At 61.4% G+C, this 25328-nt stretch carries 18 protein-coding genes and 1 riboswitch; of the genes, 8 read left to right on the top strand and 10 right to left on the bottom strand.

What is annotated here, in order from left to right:
• Window positions 1-191: 191 nt before the first annotated feature.
• Genes prpB through acnD form a run of 5 tightly spaced genes read right to left on the bottom strand, consistent with a single transcriptional unit; the run spans window position 192 to window position 6488 of the window.
• Window positions 192-1112: a methylisocitrate lyase gene (prpB, locus tag ACXJ16_RS22135; RefSeq protein ID WP_463922000.1), complete on the bottom strand. Its 921-nt coding sequence runs from the start codon at window positions 1110-1112 to the stop codon at window positions 192-194.
• A 9-nt stretch (window positions 1113-1121) separates the two neighbouring features.
• Window positions 1122-2297: a bifunctional 2-methylcitrate synthase/citrate synthase gene (prpC, locus tag ACXJ16_RS22130; RefSeq protein WP_463921998.1), complete on the bottom strand. Its 1176-nt coding sequence runs from the start codon at window positions 2295-2297 to the stop codon at window positions 1122-1124.
• A 41-nt stretch (window positions 2298-2338) separates the two neighbouring features.
• Window positions 2339-2644, bottom strand: a complete 306-nt coding sequence (locus tag ACXJ16_RS22125; RefSeq protein WP_463921996.1) for a hypothetical protein — start codon at window positions 2642-2644, stop codon at window positions 2339-2341.
• Window positions 2641-3870, bottom strand: a complete 1230-nt coding sequence (gene prpF / locus ACXJ16_RS22120; RefSeq protein WP_463921994.1) for a 2-methylaconitate cis-trans isomerase PrpF — start codon at window positions 3868-3870, stop codon at window positions 2641-2643. Before prpF ends, ACXJ16_RS22125 begins: the two co-directional genes overlap by 4 nt.
• Window positions 3870-6488, bottom strand: a complete 2619-nt coding sequence (gene acnD / locus ACXJ16_RS22115; RefSeq protein WP_463921992.1) for a Fe/S-dependent 2-methylisocitrate dehydratase AcnD — start codon at window positions 6486-6488, stop codon at window positions 3870-3872. Before acnD ends, prpF begins: the two co-directional genes overlap by 1 nt.
• Window positions 6489-6669: 181 nt before the next feature.
• A riboswitch (cobalamin riboswitch) is annotated at window positions 6670-6893 on the top strand.
• A 404-nt stretch (window positions 6894-7297) separates the two neighbouring features.
• Here acnD and ACXJ16_RS22110 point away from each other — a divergent pair.
• The 5 genes from ACXJ16_RS22110 to ACXJ16_RS22090 all read left to right on the top strand — a co-directional run bounded on the left by ACXJ16_RS22110 (window position 7298) and on the right by ACXJ16_RS22090 (window position 13754).
• Window positions 7298-8284 carry a DUF1852 domain-containing protein gene (locus tag ACXJ16_RS22110; protein ID WP_463921991.1) on the top strand — a complete coding sequence of 329 codons (987 nt, stop codon included), beginning with the start codon at window positions 7298-7300 and terminating at the stop codon, window positions 8282-8284.
• 29 nt (window positions 8285-8313) lie between these two features.
• Complete coding sequence (locus ACXJ16_RS22105; RefSeq protein WP_463921989.1) at window positions 8314-9345, top strand: methionine synthase; 1032 nt, start codon at window positions 8314-8316, stop codon at window positions 9343-9345.
• 415 nt (window positions 9346-9760) lie between these two features.
• A complete protein-coding gene (locus tag ACXJ16_RS22100) occupies window positions 9761-10270 on the top strand; it encodes a sigma-70 family RNA polymerase sigma factor (protein WP_463921988.1) in 510 nt (169 codons plus the stop codon).
• Window positions 10267-11217 (top strand): FecR family protein, encoded by a 951-nt coding sequence (locus ACXJ16_RS22095; protein WP_463921986.1) that lies wholly within the window; start codon window positions 10267-10269, stop codon window positions 11215-11217. The genes ACXJ16_RS22100 and ACXJ16_RS22095 overlap by 4 nt, the downstream gene beginning before the upstream one ends.
• Before the next feature lie 77 nt (window positions 11218-11294).
• On the top strand, window positions 11295-13754 hold the full coding sequence (locus ACXJ16_RS22090) for a TonB-dependent receptor (RefSeq protein WP_463921985.1): 2460 nt from the start codon (window positions 11295-11297) through the stop codon (window positions 13752-13754).
• A 321-nt stretch (window positions 13755-14075) separates the two neighbouring features.
• Here the strand turns inward: ACXJ16_RS22090 and ACXJ16_RS22085 are convergent, their stop codons facing one another.
• Window positions 14076-14681, bottom strand: a complete 606-nt coding sequence (locus tag ACXJ16_RS22085; protein ID WP_463923310.1) for a TetR/AcrR family transcriptional regulator — start codon at window positions 14679-14681, stop codon at window positions 14076-14078.
• A 100-nt stretch (window positions 14682-14781) separates the two neighbouring features.
• On the opposite strand from ACXJ16_RS22085, the gene ACXJ16_RS22080 reads away from it, so the two are divergent.
• Complete coding sequence (locus ACXJ16_RS22080; RefSeq protein WP_463921982.1) at window positions 14782-15993, top strand: MFS transporter; 1212 nt, start codon at window positions 14782-14784, stop codon at window positions 15991-15993.
• Between the two features lie 290 nt (window positions 15994-16283).
• On the opposite strand, the gene ACXJ16_RS22075 is transcribed toward ACXJ16_RS22080, so the two are convergent.
• The gene (locus ACXJ16_RS22075) at window positions 16284-16559 is read right to left on the bottom strand and encodes an HU family DNA-binding protein (protein ID WP_463921980.1); all 276 of its coding nucleotides are present in this window, start codon (window positions 16557-16559) and stop codon (window positions 16284-16286) included.
• A 42-nt stretch (window positions 16560-16601) separates the two neighbouring features.
• On the bottom strand, window positions 16602-17516 hold the full coding sequence (locus ACXJ16_RS22070; RefSeq protein WP_463921977.1) for a HEPN domain-containing protein: 915 nt from the start codon (window positions 17514-17516) through the stop codon (window positions 16602-16604).
• A 261-nt stretch (window positions 17517-17777) separates the two neighbouring features.
• On the opposite strand from ACXJ16_RS22070, the gene ACXJ16_RS22065 reads away from it, so the two are divergent.
• Window positions 17778-18875: a hypothetical protein gene (locus tag ACXJ16_RS22065; protein WP_463921976.1), complete on the top strand. Its 1098-nt coding sequence runs from the start codon at window positions 17778-17780 to the stop codon at window positions 18873-18875.
• Here the strand turns inward: ACXJ16_RS22065 and ACXJ16_RS22060 are convergent.
• Entirely contained in the window at window positions 18872-22555 is a 3684-nt protein-coding gene (locus ACXJ16_RS22060; RefSeq protein ID WP_463921975.1) for a conjugal transfer protein TraG N-terminal domain-containing protein, read from the bottom strand. The two genes, ACXJ16_RS22065 and ACXJ16_RS22060, sit on opposite strands and share 4 nt — an antisense overlap.
• 77 nt (window positions 22556-22632) lie before the next feature.
• Window positions 22633-24027, bottom strand: coding sequence for a conjugal transfer protein TraH (locus tag ACXJ16_RS22055; RefSeq protein WP_454798449.1), 1395 nt, complete (start codon window positions 24025-24027; stop codon window positions 22633-22635).
• Window positions 24028-24146: 119 nt separating this feature from the next.
• Between ACXJ16_RS22055 and ACXJ16_RS22050 the strand changes: the two genes are divergently transcribed.
• Complete coding sequence (locus ACXJ16_RS22050; protein WP_454798448.1) at window positions 24147-25313, top strand: ATP-binding protein; 1167 nt, start codon at window positions 24147-24149, stop codon at window positions 25311-25313.
• Window positions 25314-25328 lie beyond the last annotated feature (15 nt).

Genomic DNA, 25328 nt, shown 5'->3' with positions numbered 1-25328 from the left:
GTCGTTCGCAAGATTTGCAGATTGCGCCTAAACCGTTCGCAAAACTTCGCAAATCTGCGTTTTATCGCTATTTCGTTCATGCGGATGTTGCAAATCATTCGGGCGAGATCAAGAGGAATGCGATACCGCCCGGCATCCTCGCAGCCAGTTTGCGAGAACGCCGGGCGGGCGACCGGAGAGCTGATGGAGGATCAGCTTGCCGGTAACGCTTCGGGAACGATTGTCTTCACGATCGAGGCGTCGAGCGCTTCATAGTCGTGGAGGCCGATCGTCTCGTAGAGTTCGGCGCGGGTTTGCATGGCGTCGACCATGGCATGGGTTCCGCCGTCCTTGGCGATGGCCGCGTAGAGCCGTGCCTGCGCCTTGTTGGCGACGCGCAGCGACGAGACCGGCCAGATCACCATCTTGTAGCCCATCGCCGCGAATTCGTCGGCGGTGTAGAACGGGGTCTTGCCGAACTCGGTCATGTTGGCGAGGAGCGGCACGCCCGGCATGGCCTCGGCAAACTTCGTGAACATCTCGCGCGTGACGAGGGCTTCGGGGAAGATCGCGTCGGCGCCGGCTTCCACGTAGAGCTTTGCGCGCTCGACGGCGGCGTCGAAGCCTTCCACGCCGGCCGCGTCGGTGCGGGCGACGATGACGATGTCCCGGCTCGCCTTCTTCGCGGCCGCGACCTTGGCGGCCATGTCATGACCGGGAACCAGGTTCTTGCCGTTGAGATGACCGCACTTCTTCGGCAAAATCTGGTCCTCCAGATGAACCGCGCCGGCCCCGGCTTCCTCGAACGTGCGGACCATGTGCATGACGTTGAGCGCTTCGCCGTAGCCGGTATCGCCGTCGACCAGCAGCGGGAGGGCGGAGGAGCGCACGATCTGGCGGATGAAGAAGGCCACTTCATCCACGGTGATGATGCCGAGATCCGGCAGCCCCATCGAGGCGGTCATGGCCGCGCCGGAGAGGTAGAGGCCGTCGAAGCCGGCCTGCTTCGCCTGGATCGCCGCCTGTCCGTTATGGGCGCCGGGAAGTTTGTAGATGCCGGGGCGGGCGAGGGCCTCGCGGAAGCGTTTGCCGGCGCTTTCGCGGGGCAGTTCGTCTGCAATCAGATAGGGCATGGGTACTCCTTAGGCCGCGCGGGGCTCATTGCGCTGCGCAAGCGGCACGAATGTGAGGTTTTCCGGGCCGGTGTAGTTGGCCGAGGGGCGGATGATCTTGTTGTCCTGGCGCTGCTCGATGACGTGCGCGGCCCAGCCTGAGGTGCGGGCGATGACGAAAAGCGGCGTGAACATCGCCGTCGGCACGCCCATCAGATTGTAGGAGACGGCCGAGAACCAATCGAGGTTCGGGAACATGCGCTTGGCGTCCCACATCACGCTCTCGATGCGTTCGGCGACCGAGAACTGGCGCTGCGCTCCCGCTTCGTCGGCGAGCGACTTCGCCACACGCTTGATGACGACGTTGCGCGGATCGGAGATCGTATAGACCGGATGCCCGAAGCCGATCACCACTTCCTTGGCCTCGACCCGGCGGCGAATGTCCGCCTCAGCCTCGTCGGCGCCGGCGTAACGCTTCTGGATCTCGTAGGCGACTTCGTTGGCGCCGCCGTGCTTCGGGCCGCGCAGCGCGCCGATGGCGCCGGCAATGGACGAATACATGTCCGAACCGGTGCCTGCGATGACGCGCGCGGTGAAAGTCGAGGCGTTGAACTCGTGCTCGGCATAGAGGATCAGCGAGGTGTGCATCGCCCGCGCCCAGCTTTCCGACGGTGCCTTGCCGTGGAGGAGGTGCAGGAAGTGGCCGCCGATGCTGTCGTCATCGGTCTCGACCTCGATCCGGCGGCCGTGGTGGGCGAAGTGATACCAGTAGAGCAGGATCGAGCCGAGCGAGGCCATCAGCCTGTCAGCGATGTCGCGCGCGTCGGGCAGGTTGTGGTCGTGCGTTTCGGGAAGCACGCAGCCCAGCGCCGAGACGCCGGAGCGCATGACGTCCATCGGATGCGCGGCAGCAGGAATGGCTTCCAGCGCGGCCTTGACCGAATGCGGCAGTCCGCGAAGCCCCTTGAGCTTGGCCTTGTAGGCCGCCAGCTGCGGCGCGGTCGGCAGTTCGCCGTGGACCAGGAGATGAGCGATCTCCTCGAAATCGGCGGACTCGGCGATGTCGAGGATGTCGTAGCCACGGTAATGCAGGTCGTTGCCGGTCTTGCCGACCGTGCAAAGAGCGGTGTTGCCTGCGGCGACGCCGGAGAGCGCCACCGATTTCTTGGGCTTGAAAGCGACTTCGTTGGTGGGCGTCGGGGCCATAGGATCCTCTCGGGTCGAAATGGGCGGGTTCGAATGGGCGTTCATGCGCCGCAGGCCCGCTTCTGGGTGAGGGTGGTGAAGGTGAAGCGGCCGCTGGCCGCGATGGTGCGCCCGCCGTCGCGATCGGTCGCGGTCGCGAAAACGGAGACAACGATGGCTTGCTCGTCCTCGCTGACCGACCAGGTCTCGAGGTCAACGTCGGGGACCGAGAAGCCCTCCCTCAGCTGAACGGCGTCGCACCTGGCGATGCGGATCGTGTCGCCAAGGCTTCCGGATGCACGGTCCGTGGCAACGGAGACCATGGCGCCGAGCAAGTCGAGGCTTCGCCCGGGGCGATTGGAGATCATGCCGTGATCCTTTCGGAACTTTGGGTCTCTTCGAGGATGCAGGCGGGCACGAGAACCTCGCCTTGCATGAGGATGCGGGCGCTGCGGCTCATGATCGCGCGTGTGACAGTCCACTGGCCATCGACCTCGCGGGCCTCGGCACCGACGCGCAGGGTGCCCGAGGGGTGGCCGAAGGTGATCGCATTGCGCTTGCCCCCGCCGGCAGCGAGGTTGACCAGTGTGCCGGGCACGGCAGCAGCGGCAGCGATGGCGACCGAGGCGGTGCCCATCATCGCATGGTGCAACTTGCCCATCGACAGGGCCCGGACCAGCACATCAATCTCGCCCGCGAGGACTTCCTTTCCGCTCGACGTGCGGTGATCGACTGGCGAGGCGACAAAGGCGATCTTGGGCGTATGCTGACGCTTCGCCGCTTCCTCGGGCGTCTTGATCAAGCCCATCTTCAAGGCACCAATGGTGCGTAGTGCCTCGAAGCGGGATAGCGCTGCGGCATCGCCGTTGATTGCGTCGCGCAGTTCGGTGCCGGTGTAGCCGATGTCCTCGGCGTCGACGAAGATCGTCGGAATACCAGCGTTGATAAGCGTGGCCTTGAGCTTGCCGCCCGCCACACGAGCGTCCGGAACGTCGAGTTCGTCGACAAGATTGCCGGTCGGGAACATCGCCCCACCGTCCGCATCATCTTCGGCGGGATCGAGGAATTCGAGCACGATCTCGGCGGCGGGAAAAGTCACGCCGTCGAGTTCGAAGTCACCGGTTTCCTGCACTTTGCCAAGCGCGACCGGGACATGGGCGATGATGGTCTTGCCGATATTGGCCTGCCAAATGCGTACCGTGCGCGTGCCGGACGGGGCACCGTCATCGGCGACGGCATCGACGTATCCGGCATGGATTGCGAAAGCCCCGGCGGCGGTCGAAAGGTTGCCGCAGTTACCCGACCAGTCGACGAAGTCGGCATCGATTGAGATCTGGCCGTAGAGGTAGTCCACATCATGCCCTTCGCGACTACTGGGCGAGAGGATCACGCACTTGCTGGTGCTGGAGGTCGCGCCGCCCATGCCGTCGATCTGCGCGCCGTAGGGATCAGGGCTACCGATCACGCGTTGGAACAGGCGGTCGCGCGCCTTGCCGGGCTGGCGACAGCTCTCGGGCAGGTCTTCGAGGCGGAAGAACACGCCCTTGCTGGTGCCGCCGCGCATGTAGGTGGCAGGGATGGCGATCTGGCTCATCACGCGGCCTCCGTTTCCGAGGCGAGGAAGTCTGCTGCAAAGCGCTGCAACACGCCGCCCGCCTCGTAGATCGAGACTTCTTCCGCTGTATCGAGGCGGCAGATGACCGGCACGCGCTTGAGCACGCCGTCCGATTGTCGGACGATCAGCATCAACTCGCCGCCGGGCTTGCGTTCGCCCTCGACACTGTAGGTTTCGGTGCCGTCGAGGCGCAGTGTCAGGCGTGTGGTGCCCGGCTTGAACTCGAGGGGGAGCACGCCCATGCCGATGAGGTTGGTGCGGTGGATGCGCTCGAAGCCTTCGGCAACGATCGCTTCCACACCGGCAAGCCGCACGCCCTTGGCTGCCCAGTCGCGCGAGGATCCCTGGCCGTAATCGGCGCCGGCGATGATGATCAGGGGCTGGCGGCGATCGAGGTAAGTCTCGATCGCTTCCCACATGCGCATGACGGTTCCGTCGGGCTCAAGCCGGGTCAGCGAGCCTTTCTTTACCGAACCGTCCACGACGACCATCTCGTTGACGAGCTGCGGGTTCGCGAATGTTGCGCGCATGGCAGTCAGGTGGTCGCCGCGATGCGTGGCGTAGGAATTGAAGTCCTCTTCCGGCACGCCCATTTTCGTGAGGTATTCGCCCGCCGCCGAACTCGCGAGGATGGCGTTGGAGGGCGAGAGGTGGTCGGTGGTGATATTGTCCGGCAGGACCGCCAGTGGGCGCATGTCCTTCAGCGTGCGGGAGACTGCGGCAAGCGCGCCGACGCCTTCGGTATCCCAATAGGGCGGACGGCGGATGTAGGTGGATTGCGGGCGCCAGTCGTAGAGCGGGCTGGCTGCGCTTCGTCCCTGCGGCGCGAACATCGGGTCGTAGACCTCGCGGAACTGTGCGGGCTTCACCGAGGCGGAGACGATGGCATCGATTTCCTCGTCGCTGGGCCAGAGGTCCGCGAGACGAATATCCTTGCCGTTAGCCGTGCCCAGCACGTCGTTCTCGATGTCGAAGCGCATCGTGCCGGCCAGCGCATAGGCGACCACCAGCGGCGGCGAGGCGAGGAAGGCCTGCTTGGCGTAAGGGTGGATGCGTCCGTCGAAGTTACGGTTTCCGGAGAGGACAGCAGTGGCGTAGAGATCGCGCTCGATGATCTCCTGCTGGATTTCGGGATCGAGCGCGCCCGACATGCCGTTGCAGGTCGTGCAGGCATAGGCGACGATGCCGAAGCCGAGCTTTTCCAACTCGGGAAGGAGGCCCGCTTTCTCCAGATACAGCCGCGCGACCTTGGATCCGGGCGCGAAGGAGCTTTTGACCCAGGGCTTGCGGACAAGGCCCAGTGCATTGGCTTTCTTCGCAACGAGGCCAGCGGCGACGACATTGCGCGGGTTCGAGGTATTGGTGCAGCTGGTAATCGCCGCGATGATCACGGCGCCATCGGGCAGCAGGCCTTCGCGTTCCTGCGCGATCGCCTTGTCCAAATCGACGGCGATGCCGCGCTCCTCCAGCGCCGAGGTGGGCAAGCGGCGGTGTGGGTTGGAGGGCCCGGCCATGTTGCGGACGACGGTCGACAGGTCGAACTCCAGCACCCGCTCGTACTCGGCATTGCGCAGATCGTCGGCCCACAGGCCGGTGAGCTTCGCGTAGTCCTCGACGAGACGGACATGCGCGGGGTCACGGCCGGTCAGCAGCAGGTAATCGATCGTCTGGCTGTCGATATGGAACATCGCTGCCGTTGCGCCGTATTCCGGGCACATGTTGGAGATCGTGGCGCGATCGCCGATCAAAAGGCTGTCCGCGCCTTCCCCGTAGAACTCCAGCCAGGCGCCGACGACGCGGCTCTGGCGCAGGAACTCGGTGATCGCGAGGACAATGTCGGTGGCGGTGATGCCCGGCTTGCGGCGGCCGATAAGCTTCACGCCGATAATGTCCGGCAGCCGCATCATCGAGGCGCGGCCGAGCATGACCGTCTCTGCCTCCAGCCCGCCGACGCCGATGGCAATCACGCCGAGCGCATCGACATGCGGGGTGTGGCTGTCGGTGCCGACGCACGTGTCAGGGAAAGCGACGCCGCCCCGCACCTGGATGACCGGCGACATCTTCTCAAGGTTGATCTGGTGCATGATGCCGTTGCCGGCAGGGATCACATCGACGTTCTCGAAGGCGCTCTTGGTCCATTCGATGAAGTGGAAGCGGTCCTCGTTGCGGCGATCCTCAATGGCGCGGTTCTTGTCGAAGGCCTGGGCGTCGAAGCCGCCGAATTCGACCGCGAGCGAGTGATCGACGATGAGCTGGGTTGGCACCACAGGATTGACCTTGGCCGGATCGCCGCCCTGATCGGCAATGGCATCGCGCAGGCCTGCAAGATCAACAAGCGCGGTCTGACCGAGGATGTCATGGCAGACGACACGCGCGGGATACCATGGGAAGTCGAGATCCCGCTTGCGTCCGACGATCTGGATCAGCGCATCGTTCAGCAGTGCCGTGTCGCAGCGCCTTACAAGCTGTTCGGCAAGCACGCGCGAGACATAAGGCAGCGTGTCGTACGCGCCGGGGTGAATGGCGTCGATCGCGGCTCGGGTGTCGAAGTAATCGAGCTTTGTACCGGGCAGGGGTTTGCGGAAGACGGTGTTCATGCCGCCCTTATCCGCATGGTTCGCGGCCCGCGAAAATGGCTGAAAAGGCGAAGTTTTGCGGACTGGGCGCTGCAAATCTGCAAATTTTGCGAACCTTGCGGTTCCGGCGACGTGAGCTCAAATTCGGAAAATCATATAAAGATATCTTTATATCAGTCTTGACATTCGCCGCTTCTGGTGCTCTAACCAACGATGTCGAGGTTCCCCGCTTCAGGCATGACGGCGGGGCTAAGACGGGAAGCCGGTGGTGTTCGAAAGGACGGAATCCGGCGCTGCCCCCGCAACTGTAAGCGGCGAGCGGAAGTCCCAATTCGTGTCACTGGCTCTTCGCAATAGAGCCGGGAAGGCCGGGACTGAAGCGATGACCCGTGAGCCAGGAGACCTGCCTTCGGCGCCATAACTTTCCTCGGACGGGGGTTCCTCCGGTGGATCGCGCTTGAAGCGGGCTTCGTGGCATAGGCGCCATGCGGGTCTGTGCACCTCCTGCGCGCTCTTCATTCGGACCTTTCGCCCGGCAAATGCAGGTGATCGGTCGATGTTTCCAATTCTGTTCTGCTCCGTCCCGCACCGACGAATGCGTTGGCGCGCCGTGTCTGCGGGGCTGATCCCCGCCTGACGCGGCGCGCGCGCCAATCAGATTTTCCATTGCGAATGACCATGACGGACCGGCCACCACGCCGGCCCGAAGGAGATTTTGCGCGCCTGCAGCGGGCGCCAGATGCGGTCCTTTGCCGCGTTGGCACTGGCCGCGAACTGAAAACTGCAGACCCAATCCGAGCGGGCCGCCGCGCCATTCAGGACACAGAGCCATGAACAACCCAGACTTCCTATTCAGTATCAAGAGCATCTGCTTCGACGAGGATTATCGTCCTGCAGATAATACGCGCGTCACCACCAACTTTGCCAATCTGGCCAGAGGGGAAAGCCGTCAGGAAAACCTGCGCAAAGCCCTGGCCATGATCGACAATCGCTTCAACGCCTTGGCGCATTGGGATAATCCAGAAGGCGATCGTTATGCCGTCGCCCTGGATATCATCTCCGTTGAAATGAAGGTCGACGCCGCCGGTAGCGGTAACGCATTCCCGATGATCGAAATCCTCAAAACAAGCATTGTCGATAAGAAAACCGGCGAACGCAGCGAGGGCGTCGTCGGGAATAACTTCTCCTCATACGTGCGCGATTACGATTTCAGTGTTCTGCTACCAGAGCACAACAAGGGGAAATCGGCATTCGGCATTCCGGATGACTTCGGCGACTTGCACGGCAAGATCTTCAAGAGCTTTCTGCGTTCGGATGCCTACAAGGGGCACTTCAAAAAGCCGCCGGTGATTTGCCTGAGCGTCTCAAGCAGCAAGACCTATCGTCGCACCGAGAACGAGCACCCCATCCTGGGCGCCGAATACCAGCAAGACGAGTTCTCTTCGACCGATCGGTACTTCGCCAAAATGGGCCTGAAGGTTCGCTATTTCATGCCCCGAGATAGCGCCGCGCCGATGGCGTTCTACTTCGTCGGCGACTTGCTCGGCGACTATACCAACCTTGAGCTTATCAGCACCATCAGCACAATGGAAACGTTCCAGAAGATCTACCGGCCCGAGATTTACAACGCCAATTCTGCTGCGGGTAAGGTCTATCAGCCGAGCCTGAAGCATCAGGACTATTCGCTCACCCAGATTGTCTATGACCGGGAGGAGCGGAGCCGCCTTGCTATTGAGCAGGGTAAGTTCGCCGAAGAACAATTCATCAAACCACACCAAGCCATTCTCCAGCAATGGTCGGCCAATTGCGTCCTTTGATCAGTCAAGAAATCACAAGGTTATCCGATATGAAGAGACTGTTACCCACATCGACCGCCGGTAGCTTGCCCAAGCCATCCTGGCTCGCGCAGCCCGAGACGCTTTGGTCGCCATGGAAGCTGGAGGGCGAGGAACTGATCGCCGGCAAGCAGGATGCCTTGCGACTGGCGGTGGACGATCAACGGCAGGCGGGCATTGATATCGTCGGCGATGGTGAACAGACGCGCCAGCATTTCGTCACGACCTTCATCGAGCATCTTAGCGGTGTCGATTTCGAAAAGCGCGAAACCATGCGGATTCGCAATCGCTATGATGCGAGCGTGCCGACGGTTGTGGGCGCGGTAGCCCGCCCAAAGCCGGTATTCGTCGAAGATGCCAAATATCTGCGCACGCAGACCGATCAGCCGATCAAGTGGACACTTCCGGGCCCCATGACGATGATCGATACGCTTTACGATGCCCACTACAAAAGCCGCGAAAGGCTGGCCTCAGAATTTGCAAAGATCCTCAATCAGGAAGCGAAGGAACTGGAGGCCGCCGGCGTCGACATCATTCAGTTCGATGAGCCGGCGTTCAACGTGTTCTTCGATGAGGCCAATGACTGGGGCATCGCTACCTTGGAGAAGGCCGCCGAAGGGCTAAAGTGCGAAACGGCTGTGCACATCTGCTATGGCTATGGCATCAAGGCCAACACGGACTGGAAGAAGACGCTGGGATCCGAGTGGAGGCAGTACGAGCAGACCTTCCCCAATCTGCAGAAGTCCACGATCGATATCATCTCGCTGGAATGCCACCATTCCCACGTTCCGATGGACCTGATCGAGCTCATTCGCGGCAAGAAGGTGATGGTCGGGGCCATCGACGTCGCGTCCGACACGATTGAGACTCCGGAGGAAGTCGCAGAAACCCTTCGGCGAGCCCTCCAGTTTGTGGATGCCGAAAAGCTCTATCCTTCCACCAACTGCGGAATGGCTCCCCTGTCTCGCCGCTTGGCAAGAGGGAAGCTGAATGCCTTGGGCGCAGGCGCGGCAATCGTCCGAAAGGAGCTCCTGGGCAAGTAAGCTGCAGAACACGATATTCGAGATCGGTGGCGGAAGTTGGGCGGCCGACCGGGGCTGAGGACCCGGTGGCCAGCTTGGTAGCTGTTTCGGCCAGCCAATCTTGCGGATCGGCTTTCGGGATCTTCAAAATGGGCACTAGACGACCGACGTGGCAGCGCCAACGGACGGCGCGTTTGTTACTGCGTAGCGTCTGAAATCGACACTGTGACGCGGCGGAGCTGTCCGTCGCGAATATCTCAATGCTGGCCATCCATCGTCGTTAACGGTTCTGTGAATGTGGGGCGGCTATCAGGGTGTGAAAGCGAGTTGTTGAACGACGCTATGTCGGCGAAAGGTATAGAGCGGATGATTGGCCTGCGCATTTACACGCACAGGAGGTGTTGCGAATAAGTCGCAATATCGCTAGTTCATTCGAATGTCCGCGTCCGACACCATTGATGTTCGGCTTCTTTATGTGGAGCACGGCGACTGGCTGCGCAGCTGGTTGCGGCGCCATATCGGCATATCCCATCGCGCTGCGGACCTCGCGCAGGATGCTTTCTGCCGCATTCTCTCGCAACGGGAACTCCGACTGGAACAGCACCCGCGTCGATATCTCGCCACGGTAGCGCGCCGCCTGGTCATCGACGAAACACGTCGGGAACGCGCGGAGCGTTCTTTCCTTGAGGCGTGGAGTCTCCTGGTGGGGCAGCACTACGAACCCTCAGCGGCGGAAATGGCCGAGGCGATCGAGGAGCTCGCGGCGATAGCGCGATTGCTGGACGAACTGCCAGCCAAACCGCGACGCGCGTTTCTGCTTCATCGTCTGGATGGCCTTAAATATCGGGAGATCGCCGCCGAAATGGGGGTCTCGACCAGCATGGTCAAACAATATGTCTCAAGGGCTCATGCGCATTGCTATGCAGCCGCATGGCTTGCGACTTGAGCGAGCAAGCTTCCGGAACCGTCATCGAGCAGGCCGCCTGGTGGCAGACCCAACTCGCCGACGACGAACTGCCCGAGCACGAGCGGGAAGCCTTCGCGGCGTGGATCGACGCATCCCCCGAACACCGGCTGACTTTCGAGCGCATGTCCGTTCTGGCTGATCGCATCGAGGGGCGCTCGGATATCCATCGGCAGGCGATCCGCTCGCTTGCGAAGACGCATCGTTCGCGCCTGGTGGGCGGTGTGCTGACCGTTGCACTTCTTCTGGGCGTCGGGCCCCTGACTCTGCGACAAACCCCGGTACGCATCTGGATGGCCGACTATCGCACCGCAACGGGTGAACAGCGCTCGGTAAAGCTGGCAGACGGTAGCCAACTGCAACTAGACACCGACACCGCAGCCAATGTCGACATCGCCGGAACACCGCGCAATGTTGAGTTGTTGCAGGGCGCAGTCTTCGTTGAAGTGGCGCATGTGCCGGGCCGTCCTTTCGAGGTTCGCACCCGCGACGGTTCGGCACGCGCACTGGGCACGGCCTATTCGGTCCGCAAGGAACGGGACGGCACCGTTGTGGCCGTGGAACAGTCGCAAGTCGAAGCCTGCACGCCGGAAAGGCACCAGTGCCTCATACTGCACCCGGGCCAGCAGGCGCGTCTGTCGCCAACCGGGATCGAGCGGCTGGCACCCGTCGATCCCGACAGTCTGCGCGCCCGGGCCGAAGGCTTGCTCACGGTGGAGGACGCCCCGCTTGCCGAAGTGCTGGGAGAACTGAACCGCTATCGCCGGACGTCGATCCGGTTTGCACCGGAGGCGATCGCGGACCTGCGTATTACCGGCGTTTTCCCGCTGCGAGACAGCGATGAGGCGCTGGCCACCATCGCTAACTCCATGCCCGTACTGATCGACCGCGCCGATCCCGAGCATCCGGTCGTGCGGCGCGCGCGCTGATTTTTTCGCACAATCCGCTGTCCCTTTTTCCTGTTGCTCCGTCCGGGAGGGTGAAGATGCATCCAACAGGAGGAAGAATGCCCGTTTCCAAAGAACGGTCGCTTCGGCGAACCGCGATAGCCCTGCTTGCCCTGACACCCGTTTCGATGACGAGCGTACCTGCAATGGCGCAGGTTACCGCCGAACAGAACTACGATATCGCGGGAGGCTCGCTCGGGGCGGTGCTCAACCGGTTTGCGCGTGCCAGCCATATCGGCCTGTCCGTCAATGCCGATCTCACGCGCGGGCGGCACAGCAAGGGCGTGCGCGGCGTCCGCCGTCCCGATCAGGCGATTGCGATCATCCTTGAGGGAACGGACCTCAGGGCGCGGTCCGACAGCCGGGGCGGCTTCATCATCGAGCAGGTGCCCTCAGCGGCAGTTTCGGCGTCCTCCGCCCCTCGGCAGGCCGAGCAACGGGCCTCCCGCCGCCGCGCCGGCCCCGAACAGTCTCAGCCGGTTGCCGACGATATCGTCGTCACGGCTGCGCGCACCATTCTGCCCGCCAATGCCCTGCCGCTCACCGTCGACATCATCGGCAGTGAGGATCTTTCCACTCAGGTCGCGATCAGCGGCTCTACCGTGGATGCTGTCTCAGCGCTCGTTCCGTCCTTCTCACCCACCCGTCAGAAGCTGACCGGCAATGGCGAAACCCTACGCGGACGCTCGCCGCTCTATGCTATCAACGGCATTCCGCAGACCTCGCCGATCCGCGACGGATCCCGCGACGGCTATAACATTGATCCATTCTTCATTGATCGCGTGGAACTGATCTACGGATCGAACGCCTTGCAGGGTATCGGCGCGACCGGTGGCATCGTGAACCAAGTCGTGGTGGAGGCCCCCAAGCAGGATGGCGTGAGCGGCCGGGTACTCGTGCAGGGCACTGCGGATGACGGTTTTACGGGAGACAGCCTTGGCACCAAGCTTGCCGGTTTGGTGAGCTACCGCGCGGGCATCTTCGATGCGACTGTCGGCGGTGCCTTCGAAAAGCGCGGTGCGTTTCGGGATGGCAAGGGCCGCCGGATCGGCGTCGATAACACCCAAGGCGAAATCCAGGATTCGAACAGTTGGTCGCTGTTCGGCCGCTTCGGCGTGCAGCTGGGTGAAACGACCCGGCTCGATTTGATCGCCAACCGATACGAACTGAAGGGCAACGGCAATTTCGTCGTGCTCGCCGGTAATCGAACCACCGGCATACCCACCAGCAGCATCCGGGGCGAGATCGAGGGCGAAACGACCTCGAACCGCTATGAAACGCTATCCCTGTCGCTAACGGATACCGATCTGGCCGGCGGCAACCTGATCGCCCAGCTCTACGTCAACCGGTCGCGCGAGATTTTTGGCGGCGATCGCTCCTCCACCTATCAGGATTTGAATCTGGGGCCGGCGGGAACCGTGTTCGACCAGTCCGCCAACCGATCCCGCAAGATTGGGGCCCGGGTCAGTTACGAACGCGCCATTCCCGGCATTCCCGGCCTTAGCAGCACCGTCGGCCTTGATGTACTGGCCGACCGGACCGAACAGTCACTGATCCAGACCGGACGGGTATGGGTGCCGCCAACGGATTTCCGCAGCATTGCGCCGTTCGCGCAGGCTAACCTTGCCCTGTTCGACAATGTCGTCCGGCTGGCCGGCGGTGTCCGCTACGAAGATGTCCGGCTGAAAGTCGATGATTTCGTCACGCTGGCTTCCTACGGCTCCCGCAGCGTGAACGGCGGCACGCCCTCGTTTCATGATGCTCTGTTCAATGGCGGCGTTGTTGTGGAACCGGTTGCCGGCATCCGCCTCTACGCGAGCTATGCCGAAGGATACACGGTTCCCGACGTCGGCCGTATCCTGCGCTCGATCCGGATCGACGGCGTGGACGTGGACGACTATCTCGATCTGAAGCCCGTCGTGTCCAACAACCGGGAAGTCGGGGTGGAGATCAAACGCGGCCCGCTGAATGCCAGTGCCACCTATTTCTGGTCATCCAGCAAGCTAGGTCAGCTGCTTGTGCCGGTCAGCGGCATCCAGCTCTACGAGGTGGAGCGCCAGCGGGTCGAGATCGAGGGGCTAGAACTCAACGCCACCGTCCGCACCCCGCTGCGGGGGCTGGACGTAAGCGTTGGCTATGCCCATCTGTCCGGCCGTAGCGACAGCGATGGCGATGATGTGGTGGACATCGATCTCGATGGGGCCAATATCTCGCCCGATCGTCTCAACCTTGCCGCCAATTACAAACAGGGACGGTTCAGCGCGCGCCTTCAAGGGCAGCTCTATCTTGCACGCCGGTTCGAAGGAAGCGATGTTCGCAACAGCTTTGGCGGGTACACTCTGGTCGATGCTGCGACCCGCTATGAGACGGACTTTGGCGGAATTTACTTCACCGTCCAGAATGTGTTCGACAAGCAGTACATCACTTACAGTTCAGACACCGGCTATCCGACTGATAATATCCGCTTCTTCGCGGGGCGTGGCCGCACGCTGACGCTCGGGTGGGATTATCGATTTTAAGGGCCTTGACTTTCACCCTGTCGGCAGATGGCTCGCATTCTGCCGACAGGGTGAACTGCAAGATTGCGTCAATTATTGAATATCCGGCCGTCGGATTGGCCGCTTGACGGCAGGTTGTTGGATTGTCTGCGCCGAACCTGCCAGCGGCTCTTTGCCCAGGCTCGACCATAATCTGACGTATTAATGAAAGGCCGGTTTCAGGGAAGGCGTTTGACCTCGTCTGCGGCCGGGTTGTCGGCGAAGACAGATATGGATAGCATCGGCAGTACTCGCGGCGCCTCCCGGCGAACAGCATTCCGCCGGTCACACATATTTCCGAAGTTAGATTGCTGCCTCATCCCAAAGATTCATCAACGACGTAATCGTTGCGTCGATTTGCGACAATGGTACGCCATCTCTTGCCTCAAATGACATGCCGCTCAGAAAGATGCTGAACATCCTCGCCATTGCCGTCGTGTCCACGCTTGGCGAAAGCTCTCCGTTCGCCTTGGCTCGCTCTACATGGCGCTCTATGCCCTCGCGATTGCGTTGACGCTCCTGCGCCAGAAGCGCCTCAACTTGCTGGTTTTCGGGCGAGCAATTGCTAGCTCCCAATATTATGAGGCAGCCGAGGGGATGCGATTTGGTGGTTTGCATCGCAGCGGATTTGCGCAATGCGGTCTCGATCGCATCGCGCGGAACGAGAGTGTCGTCTTTCAGGCTCGCGGTAACCTGACCATAGGATCCGATATAGCGGTCCACAACATCGCGAAACAATGCCTCTTTGGAAGTGAAGGCCGCATAGAAGCTGGCTGACGATAGGCCGCCCATGCTGTCCCGTAGCTGCGACAGAGACGTCGGCTCATAGCCCTGACCCCAGAACAGCGTCATGGCAGCATCAATCGCAGCATCTCGATCGAAGGTTCGCGGTCGTCCTGTCCGGGGCATGGCCATCCTCATTTACGGATCGGTCATTCTATAAGTCATTGCCATTCGGATGTCACCTGCGTAATTAAGGATCGATCAATCCATAAATGTGAAGGCCCTCATGCCGAACGAAGAGCTCAACGGATCGAACGATCCCATGCCGGTTTCCGCGCTTCTTGCGCTCGCGATGACCGGCTTTATCTGCATCGCCACAGAAACCCTGCCGGCAGGACTCTTGATGCAAATATCGTCGGGTATGGGCATTTCATCAGCGCTCGCGGGACAAACCGTTACCGCTTATGCCGTCGGCTCATTGGTCGCCGCCATCCCCCTGAGCATCGCGACCCAAGGGTGGCGGCGACGCAGCGTCTTGTTGCTGACGATTGTTGGTTTCCTGGTCTTCAATTCGATCACCGCACTCTCACACGACTTTGTGCTCACAATGGTGGCCCGCTTCATGGCCGGCATGGCGGCGGGATTGGCCTGGAGCCTGCTCGCGGGATATGCGCGCCGGATGGTTGCACCCGAGAAACAGGGCAGGGCGATGGCAATCGCAATGGTGGGAACGCCTGTAGCCCTGTCATTCGGTGTTCCCTTCGGCACATGGTTGGGTGCAGCCGTTGGCTGGCGTTCTGCCTTTGGCATGATGTCCCTGTTGACGATCGCGCTGATCCTGTGGGTCTTGGCCAAGGTTCCTGATTACCCCGGCCAGCTTCGGAGTGCGCGCCTGCCACTTCACCGCACTCTCGCAACACCGGGGGTTCGCCCCGTCCTTGGCGTCGTCATCAGTTGGATGCTCGCGCACAACATTCTCTATACTTATGTGGCCTCGTTCGTGACGCCTGCTGGCCTTGCAGGCCATGTGGATCTTGTCCTGCTCGTATTCGGCATGGCTGCTCTGGCCGGAATATGGGTGACCGGGAAGCTGGTAGACCATTTCCTGCGGTTGGCTGTGCTGGCCAGTCTTGCGTCGTTTGGATTCATCACAGTGATATTCGCGCTGGATGCCCGCTCGGGCATCGTCATTTACGCATGCACTGCAATCTGGGGCCTGAGCTTTGGTGGCGCCGCAACCCTGCTCCAGACCGCGCTCGCGGATACCGCGGGCGACAATGCGGACACGGCCCTGTCGATGAACGTCGTGGCCTGGAACGGTGCGATCGCTGCGGGAGGCCTTGCTGGCGGATTCATGCTTGAGGCATGGGGCGTGGCAGCATTCCCTTGGGCGATGCTCGCGTTGATATCCATTGGTTTCACGCTGGCATGGTCCGCGCGTGCGCACGGATTTCCCGCAGGAAGCCGTACAGGAGGAATGGCGATCGCAGGACATTGATGGAACTCCGACCACATCGTGAAAAGGGTGGTCAACGAACCATTGATTCTCAAGCTAGCGGAGCCGCAATCTGCCCAAAGATTGGCGGAAGACCGGGAAACGGCCCATCTGGATTTGAAGAATGAAAATCGGCTGCTGGATGGCAATCGAGCACCAGCAGCCGACGCTTGCATTAATGTAGGGCGGTCTCGAGGAGTGGGGGCTTCAGCTCCTCAGCGACCACTATGTCGGCGGAAATCGTCTCTGGTGTTAATGAGGCACGACGTCATGGACGCCGTGCCGGGAGAACGTTAGCCGTTGAGCTTGTCTTTGATGGCCTTCGCCGGTGCGAACGTCAGCTTCTTCGATGCAGCAATCTGGATTGTTGCGCCCGTCGATGGGTTGCGGCCTTCCCGTGCGGGAGTGTCCTTCACCTTGAACTTACCAAACCCGTTCAGAGAGATTTCTTCGCCAGCTGCAGCAGCATCGGCGATTGTGGCGAACACCAAGTCTACGGCTTTCTTGGCATCGGCCTTGGTTACTCCGGTTTCAGTGGCAAGCTTTTCGGCGATTTCGGCATTGTTCATTGTTTCAATCTCCTGATGATTTATGGATATAAGAAGTATATTTTATGGCTTGGAGCGAAGATCCGCCATCTTTTCTTCACACACTCTGTGAACCGCTTGGCCTAACTCTTCGATTCGAGCGACCAGCCATTCAAGCTCTTCCATGGTGATGCTGAAATGCTTGGAGTAACGTCCTTTGACGTACGCGTCCTTCAGCTTTTCGAACCTGCTCCGATCACGCTTGGTTTCACGAGGCCACGCGTTGACCAACAAACCAGAAACCTTTTCGGCCTGATTACGGAGGAAATTGAGGTTATGGGCACGCGGGGTATAGAAGGTGCAGACTAGCAAGACGCATTGATAGAGCCGCTCTACCGTCTGGTGAAGATCGTACGCTGCATCCTTAAGGAAGCCGCACTGCATGCCATATCGTGCGATTTGGAATCGGCTCATTGCGTAAGGAAAAAGTTCATCGAAATAATCCTCGGCCATTTTCAGGGCAGCGGCAGGGGTTTTCGGATGAGGGCTGGCCAGTTCGCTATCGTCGGCTTGGTAGATAGCAATGCCATCGTCAGCGATATCCAGGAAGAAATAGCGGCCATGCGCAAGGCCGTCATTCACCTCCTGCAAGGTGTGTACGATGAGCTGGACCGGGGTGTTGAGATAGCCGGAAATCTCCCGCTCTCGGTTCAGGCGCTCTTCGGCCTTTTCCCAGTAGTCAAACCAGTCGGTCAACTCCGGCTGATTGACGATAATCAGGATGTCGAAATCGGACTGATAGCCCTTGCCGGTGGTCGGCTCGTTGACCCAGTTGCCACGCGCGAACGAACCGTACAGCACGATCTTTAGAATTCGCCCCATCTTGCGCTGCCCCGTGGGCTGACCGTGGGCGTCATTAAATTCTTCAAAGATAATCTGAACGAGCCGATCCAGTTCGCGTTGCTTTCTGGCCGGCAGGTGATCGAGGCTAGTTCTCATCGGCTATGCAAATATCTCGAGGGTCAGAAAATGCAGGAATGGCGGCCTGCGCTCGCTTGTGCAAGGCTTGATGGCGGCTCAAGGCGTCCGGCGCCGACGTACAATGGAGGACAGGGTTCCTGCATATATTCTCATTATAACATCGGCTTGATGTAAAATGAAGAACAATTTGCGAACATAGGGAGGGAAGTGGGTTGTTGGTTGGCGCAATTAGGATAGAATTTCGCGACTTGCGAATGATCTATGAAGCGAGGTACGCTCATGGAAGGACAGATCCGACGCGGTGGTGTCTGGGCCGATGATCTCATGCGACCGATCGTCGCCCGGGTGTTCTTCGAACTGCCGGATGGGACTTATCACCCCGGGATGTTCGTAGCATCCTTGCACGACGCATTGCGCCTCGTGCTGGAATACGGGCTTACTGTTCCCCGTGCTTTCGTCACCCTCCACGACGAAGTCATCCTGGATGTGAAGGAGGGGGTGGTGGATTTTCCTGACGATGTTCAGCCACTCTTTGACGAGGCGAAAGCGCGTTTCCCCTCTTGGAATATCAGATGGCTCGAGCCTGGCAACTTGGGGAATTGGACAAGAAGCCAGTGCGCCAAACTTGTCGGCGCAGCGCAAGCCTATGCAAAGGCGAGCGGATTTGATGGTTCCACGCCAGAAGCATATGACCATCGCGTCAACAGGTTGGAGCACGAGCTTCAGTCGGTTGCCGCACAATATGGATTTGACCTGTACCGGTTCGGGTACCAGGTCCCGGGGGTGGTTTGCGCCGAGTTGGAATGCTTTGATGCCGATCACTCACACTCTGGCAACGGTATTTCCTCGATGGACCAAGCGGGCCGTAGTACGGAAAAGCAGCGGTCAGGCGCAGTGGCGACCGACGGCGCCCAAGCGGAGTTTCAATTTGAGCTGCAGAGCACGCCAGTTGACGAGAGCTTGAGGAATGATCGGGCTGACGGCGATCTCGAAAATGGATCGGCGCCCAGACCTCCAATCGCCCGGATTTGGTGGGGCACTTTCTTGGTTGTGCTTTTGCTCATGGGAAGCCCATGGCGCCCGGACGAGTTTTATGAAAGCATCTCACGCGTCTTTATGGTCATCATGTTTGGTAGCATGGTGGCTGGAGCTACCGTCCTATACTGGGCACTATCCGCCATGTTTCCAAGAGGGTCGGGCAACGTTTCACATGACGATGAGATTGAGGCAGACGATGAGTTTGACCTCCAGAACTGGCGGAATGGCCGAGTGCCCCGGTACATGGATGAAACGGATCCAGCCTCCGGCCCCCTATGGGTTGGAAATCGTCGTCGGGCGCGGATTATTAAGGACCACGCCGATCGCATGCCTCATTAATCCTGTCGCCGTCGGTATTGCGGATCGTCATCACCCAATCCGTGGTTCATATCCGTCGAAAGCCGCCCCGTTTGTAGAACGGAGTGCTGCTCGAGCGTTCCGAAGAGCGATGTCGGATCGTAGACAGAGTGGCCGGCCGCGGCTTCGCCAAGGTATTTGTTCCGGAGACCACCTCGGCCCAGTATGCCGTCCGAGAGGGCTTCGCTAAACACTCTTTCCGGGTCTTTTCGGCGGGCGGCGGCTTGTTCGGCGCTGGCGATCGCCGAGCGAACATCATAGTTCACGATATCGATGGATCCTGAGGCGACGATCCCAGTCCCATTGCTTTCCCGGCCATCGAGACCCAGTTGCAAACCTGAACGCCCGGTCGACGACTGGCTCTGCGTTCTGCCTTTCCCATCACGCCCTTCACTGGTGCCAACTGCTTCGTGGCTCGATGCGCTTCCCCCGATGGCCAACCCCCACGAGTTGCTGATCGTCGTAGATTTGTCGGCGCTGCGTATCAGAGTTCGTTGCCATCCGCTCTGCACCATCACGGCCTGAAGGTCGCGCTGGAGTGTGTCAGCGACTTGAGGCTTGAGCCGCCATTCGCCCTTGCGGTCCATCTCGAAGCCGCCTTTGAGCAAGTTGGCGAGCATCTGCTTGCCTTCCGGGCCGCCGCCCATGAAATGTTCGATGGTGTCGGGCCCAGCCTGCTTGCCCGCCTCGAAGCGGGTGCTGGTGTCCGATCGCGCGGATTGCGTGAAGCTGGTCGTGCTGGATACCAGCATGTCGTTGTCGGCAAGGCTGAGGCGGGCGGTGCCGCCATTGGCGATGGCGCCGAGCTGGCTCTCATTGATGAGGCCCGCCTTCCAGAAGGCAGCTGCCGTCTCGGGTGTCAGGTTCATGCTGAAATCGCCGTTCTCTCCCATCGCGATCTGGCGCTTGGTCAGCCGGATGCCGTTCGCTGCCAGCAGGCCCTGCATGCGGGACAGGCGCTCGTTGCCCACGATCGATGTCAGTCGCCGGTTGCGGGCGCGATCGCCAACTCCCGCTGCCCCGCCTTCGTCCATGTCCTCGCGGTTGCCGACGGTTTGGCTAAGCGAAGTGATGAAGCTGTCGAGGCGAGCGGCTTCCCGCACCGATGCGCCGGCGGCATAGGCGCCCTGAGCGAAGCCTTCGTTGTCGGCTTCGCGGCGCTGCTCACCGATCCGCGCCGAGCTGCGGATGCCGTCGAGACCCACTTCGCGCTGGGCATCGAGCTTGCCCGCGCGTTCGGCAAAATCATAGGCAGCGGTTTCCCGGGTTCGGCCATAGACGTTGGTTCCTTCGCGCGCGGCCTCGGCGTTGGCACCGTCTGCCGTTCCGACCTGAACGGCCGCGTTGTAGCTTTCGAGCGCCCGCAGCACTTGCGCCTCGTTCCGCCCCGTCGAGTGGGCGAGCTGAGTAATCGCCGTGCTGCGGGCCTCGCCGGACAGGGCGTTGATGAAGCCTACCCGGCGCGCCGTTTCGGAGACGCCGAGACCGAGCATGCTTGCCGCTTGTCTCTGTCCGTGGTTCGAGCCCGTACGCCAGGCCTGTTCGGTTGCAACATTGCCGCGCTCAGTTTGGGCGACATGGCCTCCGGCATGGTCGCGGCGCCCCTGCATGGCACCGACCTGGATCTGCGCCCCGGTGAGGTCGTTCGCCAGGAGCTGCTGTTGATCGTAGGCATTGGCAATGAGCTTGGCGAACGTCGGATCGGCCTGCGCTTCGGCAATGACGCCTGTCGCTTTGAGCTGCGCATCGCGCTGCGGATATCCTGCCCTTTCGAAGTGGCGGGTCGCGGCCTGCATCATCATGCCGTAGGCGCGCTGGTCGCCGAATGCGCGCCATTGCACCAGATTTTGCGAGAAGGCGGCAAATGTCTTTTCGCCGGCGTGCCCTTCGCCGAAGTAGCCGGTTCCGATCGCACGCAGCGCATCCTTTTCTGCGAACCGATGGATGGCGCCGGTGGCGGCGCTGGCCTCGACAGCGCGTGCGACGGCCGGATCGGACAGGTCCTTGCCGGTCAGGGCAGGGGCCAAGCTGCCCAGCTGTCTGGCGCCTTCAATCCCGCCGAGCGCGAGCGCGGTTGACCCGCGTGCGCCCGGGCTTTCGCCAAGGACATGGCCTGCTTCGCCGAACGCCCGATTGGTCTGGAAGGAAGCGCGCTCGCCGAAGTCGCCGAAGCTGGAGGAGGCTGCGCGGCGGGAGCCGGTGCCGACTGCAGAGGCTTGTGCTTCGAGCGCCGAGGCCTGGCCTTCTGCTGTCGCCATAGGTGCCGCGGCAGCGGTCCCTTGTCCGGCAATGCCAAGCGATCCCGAGGTGAAGGCAGAGAACACGTTCCCGCTGAAGCGGAAGACGGTGAAGACGAAGGCACCGGCAAGACCGGCCGCGGCCGTGCGGAACGTCCCGAACACGGCCAGCGCTTTCATCGCGGCCGACGGTGCGAGCAGCCAGGCGTTGGCTGCGAGGTTGTTGGATCGGAGTTCGGCAAGGGTCGCCATCGCCCGGCCAAGCGTGAGCTGATAGATTCCTGCATCAATCACCCCCCACAGCGCCACGAAAACGAACATGCCGAGGGAAAAGCTGGCGACTCTGAGATTGATCGGGGTCAGGACGAAGAGCAGGGCGATCGGGATCATGAAAAGCATGATCCCGAAGACCGCCGCGCGGATTGTCGGCATCCATTCGTTCGCGACCGACATGGCGGCAAGGCCGTTCGAGGTAACCGCGCGGTTCGCCAGGGCTCTGCCGGCGCCGGCAGGCGAATCCTCGAACAGGACGTCCCCGACGCTCGTGGCCAGAAGCGTGTGCGTAAAGAGAGCCTGGGCGGTCAGCGGCCTGTCCAGCATCATCTGCCCGAGATCGCCGAGTTGCTCCCTGCAGCGCGCCAACTGCTGTGCATCCTGGGTGTCGTAGCCGGTCTGGGCACAGACCTGCTTGCTGTAAGGCTCGAAGAGCGCCGGATCGGAGAGGCGGTTCGCAATATGATCCCAGGCTTCGGTGCAACTGACCGTGCTGCCGCCCTTGTCGCTCTCGGTATAGACCGTCGAGAAGGTAGCAGGGCCGGCCATGGCCGCGAAGGAGGCGGGCAGGTCGGTGCTGGTGCGCAGCAACTGATCGTCATCGACACCGTAGGCGGCGGACACCCGTGCTACCGGATAGCATTGCCGCACATAGTCCTTGATCGTTGCATCCAGGAATGTGTCGGTCATCGGGCCGCGAGGGCTGACAGCGTTGAGGAAGAGGTCGAAGCTGTGGCCGCCGGCGCCAAATTCCAGCTTGGCACCCGGATCGAGCGTATTGTCATCGATCGTTTCGACAAGCGCGCGCTCCATCATGTTGCTGGCCCCTGCGACGAGTACGAGCAGATTGGGAACGCCGCCCACCGCCTGGTAGGCGTTGCGGACACGGTCGTAGACATGAACCGTGCCGGTCGAGGCGATAAGGCCGACGAAGACCCCGACCCCAAACAGGATCTGGAATCCGAACGCTACAAGGCCCATCCCCGAGCCGCGAATGCTGGCGATCACCGCTCCAAGCGCGATCCCGACCGTCGCAACGATGAGAACGAGCGTTTCGTAGCGAGGGTCCCCGAAGATCATCGAAACGAGGCGGAAGGCATCGACGGTTTCTGCGAAGCCATCATAAGTGTGGAAGCTCGCGTCGATGGCCATGGCCGGCGCCGGGATCAGAGATTGAGCGGCAAGGGATAGGGAGGCGAGTGAGCGGCGCGAGATAGCTGCCATTGTTGCTACTCCCGCCGAGCCGCAGCGCCCGCCGCGTCGCGCGCGTCGCGGTCGCGTTCACGCAGCAGGCCCGCATAGTTGGCCGAAAGGTTGGCGGCGGAAAGCGCTGCCATGTAGCTCTGGCGCATCTGCGCACGCTGGCGCAGCGCCTCCTCGCGCAGGTCTCTGAGCTGCTCGATGCCTTGCGAGAGGATGCGGGTCTGGCAGACATTGGCGCTTGCGCTGTCCGCCGCGCCTGCGGCAGTTGCTCCTCGTTCCGCATTGCTCACGGCAAAGTCGATCGTGCGGGTGAGATCATTGAGCATCTGGTAGGCGAGGGACAGCGCAACCAGTTCGTCGGTGTCGGCAATCACGGAATCGACCACCCCCTGGCGCACGCCCCATTCGAGCATGCGATAGACCGGCAGTGTCCGGACATTGGCGACGAACTGCCGCTCGTCGGATGTAAGGGCCGAGCGCGTGCGGATCTTGGCCGCGACCGCGTCCATGCGGTCGCGGGCGAGCGACAGCGCGCCGCGCCCGCTGCCGTCCTGCGAGCAGTCGGCCGCGGTCGGGGGGATATTGAGCGCGCGCTTCTGGACGGTGCCGGTGAGAAAGTCCTGGGGGCTGTCGGTATCCTGCCTCGGGCACTGCGGGATCGCGGTGAAAAGCGGTACCTTGTCGCCCGGATCCCAGCGCATGTAGACGTCGCCCACCCGTGCGCGCATGACGTTTGCCCAATCTCCGGCACCGATACGCGATGCCGCATGGTTGAGCAGCGATCCGGTGCGGAAGATCTCGGTCACTTCGGCCGGGCAATTGGCCAGCGCGTCTTTCAGATCCTCGGTGGGATTGTTGGCATTGGCCTCGATCTTTTCCCGGCTTTGCTGGTAGCTCTTGGCAAAGCCCTGCTTGACCGAGCGATACCCGGTCATCTCCTCGATGATTCCGGACATGTTGTCGTCGCCCTTGGCGATCTGCACCATGCGGTTGGCGAGACGGCAGTCGTTGACCTGGATCGAGTTCAGGTAGTTTGTTGCCGCCTCCATCTTGCTGATGATGTTGCCCATCTTCTCGTCGAGCGTTTCGAGGAGGTACTGGAAAGCGACCGCCGGCGCGGCCTGCAGGATGCTCTCCAGTTTCTGCACGAGGTATTCGGGATCGAGGAACGACATGCCGCCCAGGAACATGTCGATGCCGCCGCAGCCTGCCCGGACCTTGGGCAGGCTCATCGACATGAGATAGTCGTTGTGGACATCCACCCGCCCCGACATGCCGCCCGCGGTCAGGTACCCCCGTGTCTGGTCCTCGAAGCTGCCCGGCGAGGAGTAGGTCACATTGTCGAACCAGCTCTCGGCCCAGCCTTGCGCTCTAGCCGGAGAGGGCAGGGACAAGCACGTCATCAGGATCAAGCCAATCATGATCAGGCGCTGCATTGGCATTGCGGACCTCGTGCGGGATAATGGGCGAAGCGGCGAAGGGATGTGCGGTGATGCAATTTATCCTTGCAAATTCGGAATTGAGTTCCGAAAATACGAGGATGATTGAGCGCCAGATTGCGTCCGAACTGATCGAGAGATTGGATTCCGCGCCCGCGGTGGCCCTGCTTGGGCCACGCCAGGTCGGTAAGACCACGCTCGCCCGGAGCATCGGCGATGACCGCGGAGCGCTCTACCTCGATCTCGAATCCGAGACCGACCGGGCAAAGCTTGCCGAGCCCGAACTTTATCTTGCGCAGCACGAGGACAAGCTCGTGATCCTCGACGAAGTGCACCGGCTTCCGCAGATATTCCAGCCGCTGCGCGGCATCATCGACGAGGGACGGCGCAAGGGCCTGAGAACCGGCAGGTTCCTGCTCCTCGGCTCTGCGTCCATCGATCTTCTCGCGCAATCGGGCGAAACGCTTGCCGGGCGCATCAGCTATCTTGAAATGAGCCCACTCGGCATTTGTGAGGTATTGCAGCAGGATGCCGACAGGTTGTGGCTGCGCGGTGGCTTTCCGGACAGCTTTCTCAGCGCCAATGACCGCCTCAGCATGCGCTGGCGCCGCGATTTCATTCGCACTTACCTGGAGCGCGATGTTCCGCTGTTCGGCCCGCGAATTCCGGCCGAAACGCTGCGCAGATTCTGGACGATGCTCGCGCACCACCAGTCGAGCCTGCTCAATGCTTCGGAATTTGCCAGAAGTCTCGGCGTCGATTCCAAGACGGTCGCCAGCTATCTCGATCTTCTCGTCGATCTGCTGCTGGTTCGGCGGCTTGAGCCCTGGCACAGCAATGCTTCGAAGCGACTGGTCAAGTCGCCCCGCATCTATGTTCGCGACAGCGGTCTTGTGCATGCCCTTCTCGGTATCGCGACATCCGAAGAACTGCTGGGACATCCGATAGCGGGCGCAAGTTGGGAAGGCTTTGCTCTGGAGAGCCTGATCATGGCAGCTCCGGAAGGGACTGCTGCAAACTTCTATCGCAGTGCTGCCGGGGCAGAGATCGATCTTCTGCTCACGCTTCCGGGAGGCGATCTCTGGGCGATCGAATTCAAGCGCAGTCTCGCCCCCAAGGTCGAGCGCGGTTTCCATCATGCGGCGCAAGACCTTGCGCCGGCGCGCAAGATCATCGTCTATCCGGGCTCGGAGGCTTACCCGACAGCCCATGATATCGAAGTCCTGCCATTGTGGGGCGCAGCGCGATTGCTCGCCGCGCAGGCATGATCGGGGAGGCGTAAT

It is taken from the genome of Novosphingobium sp. TK71, from assembly GCF_055361505.1.
The sequence above is the reverse complement of the archived record's forward strand: the minus strand, read 5'-3'. Positions and strand labels throughout refer to the sequence as shown.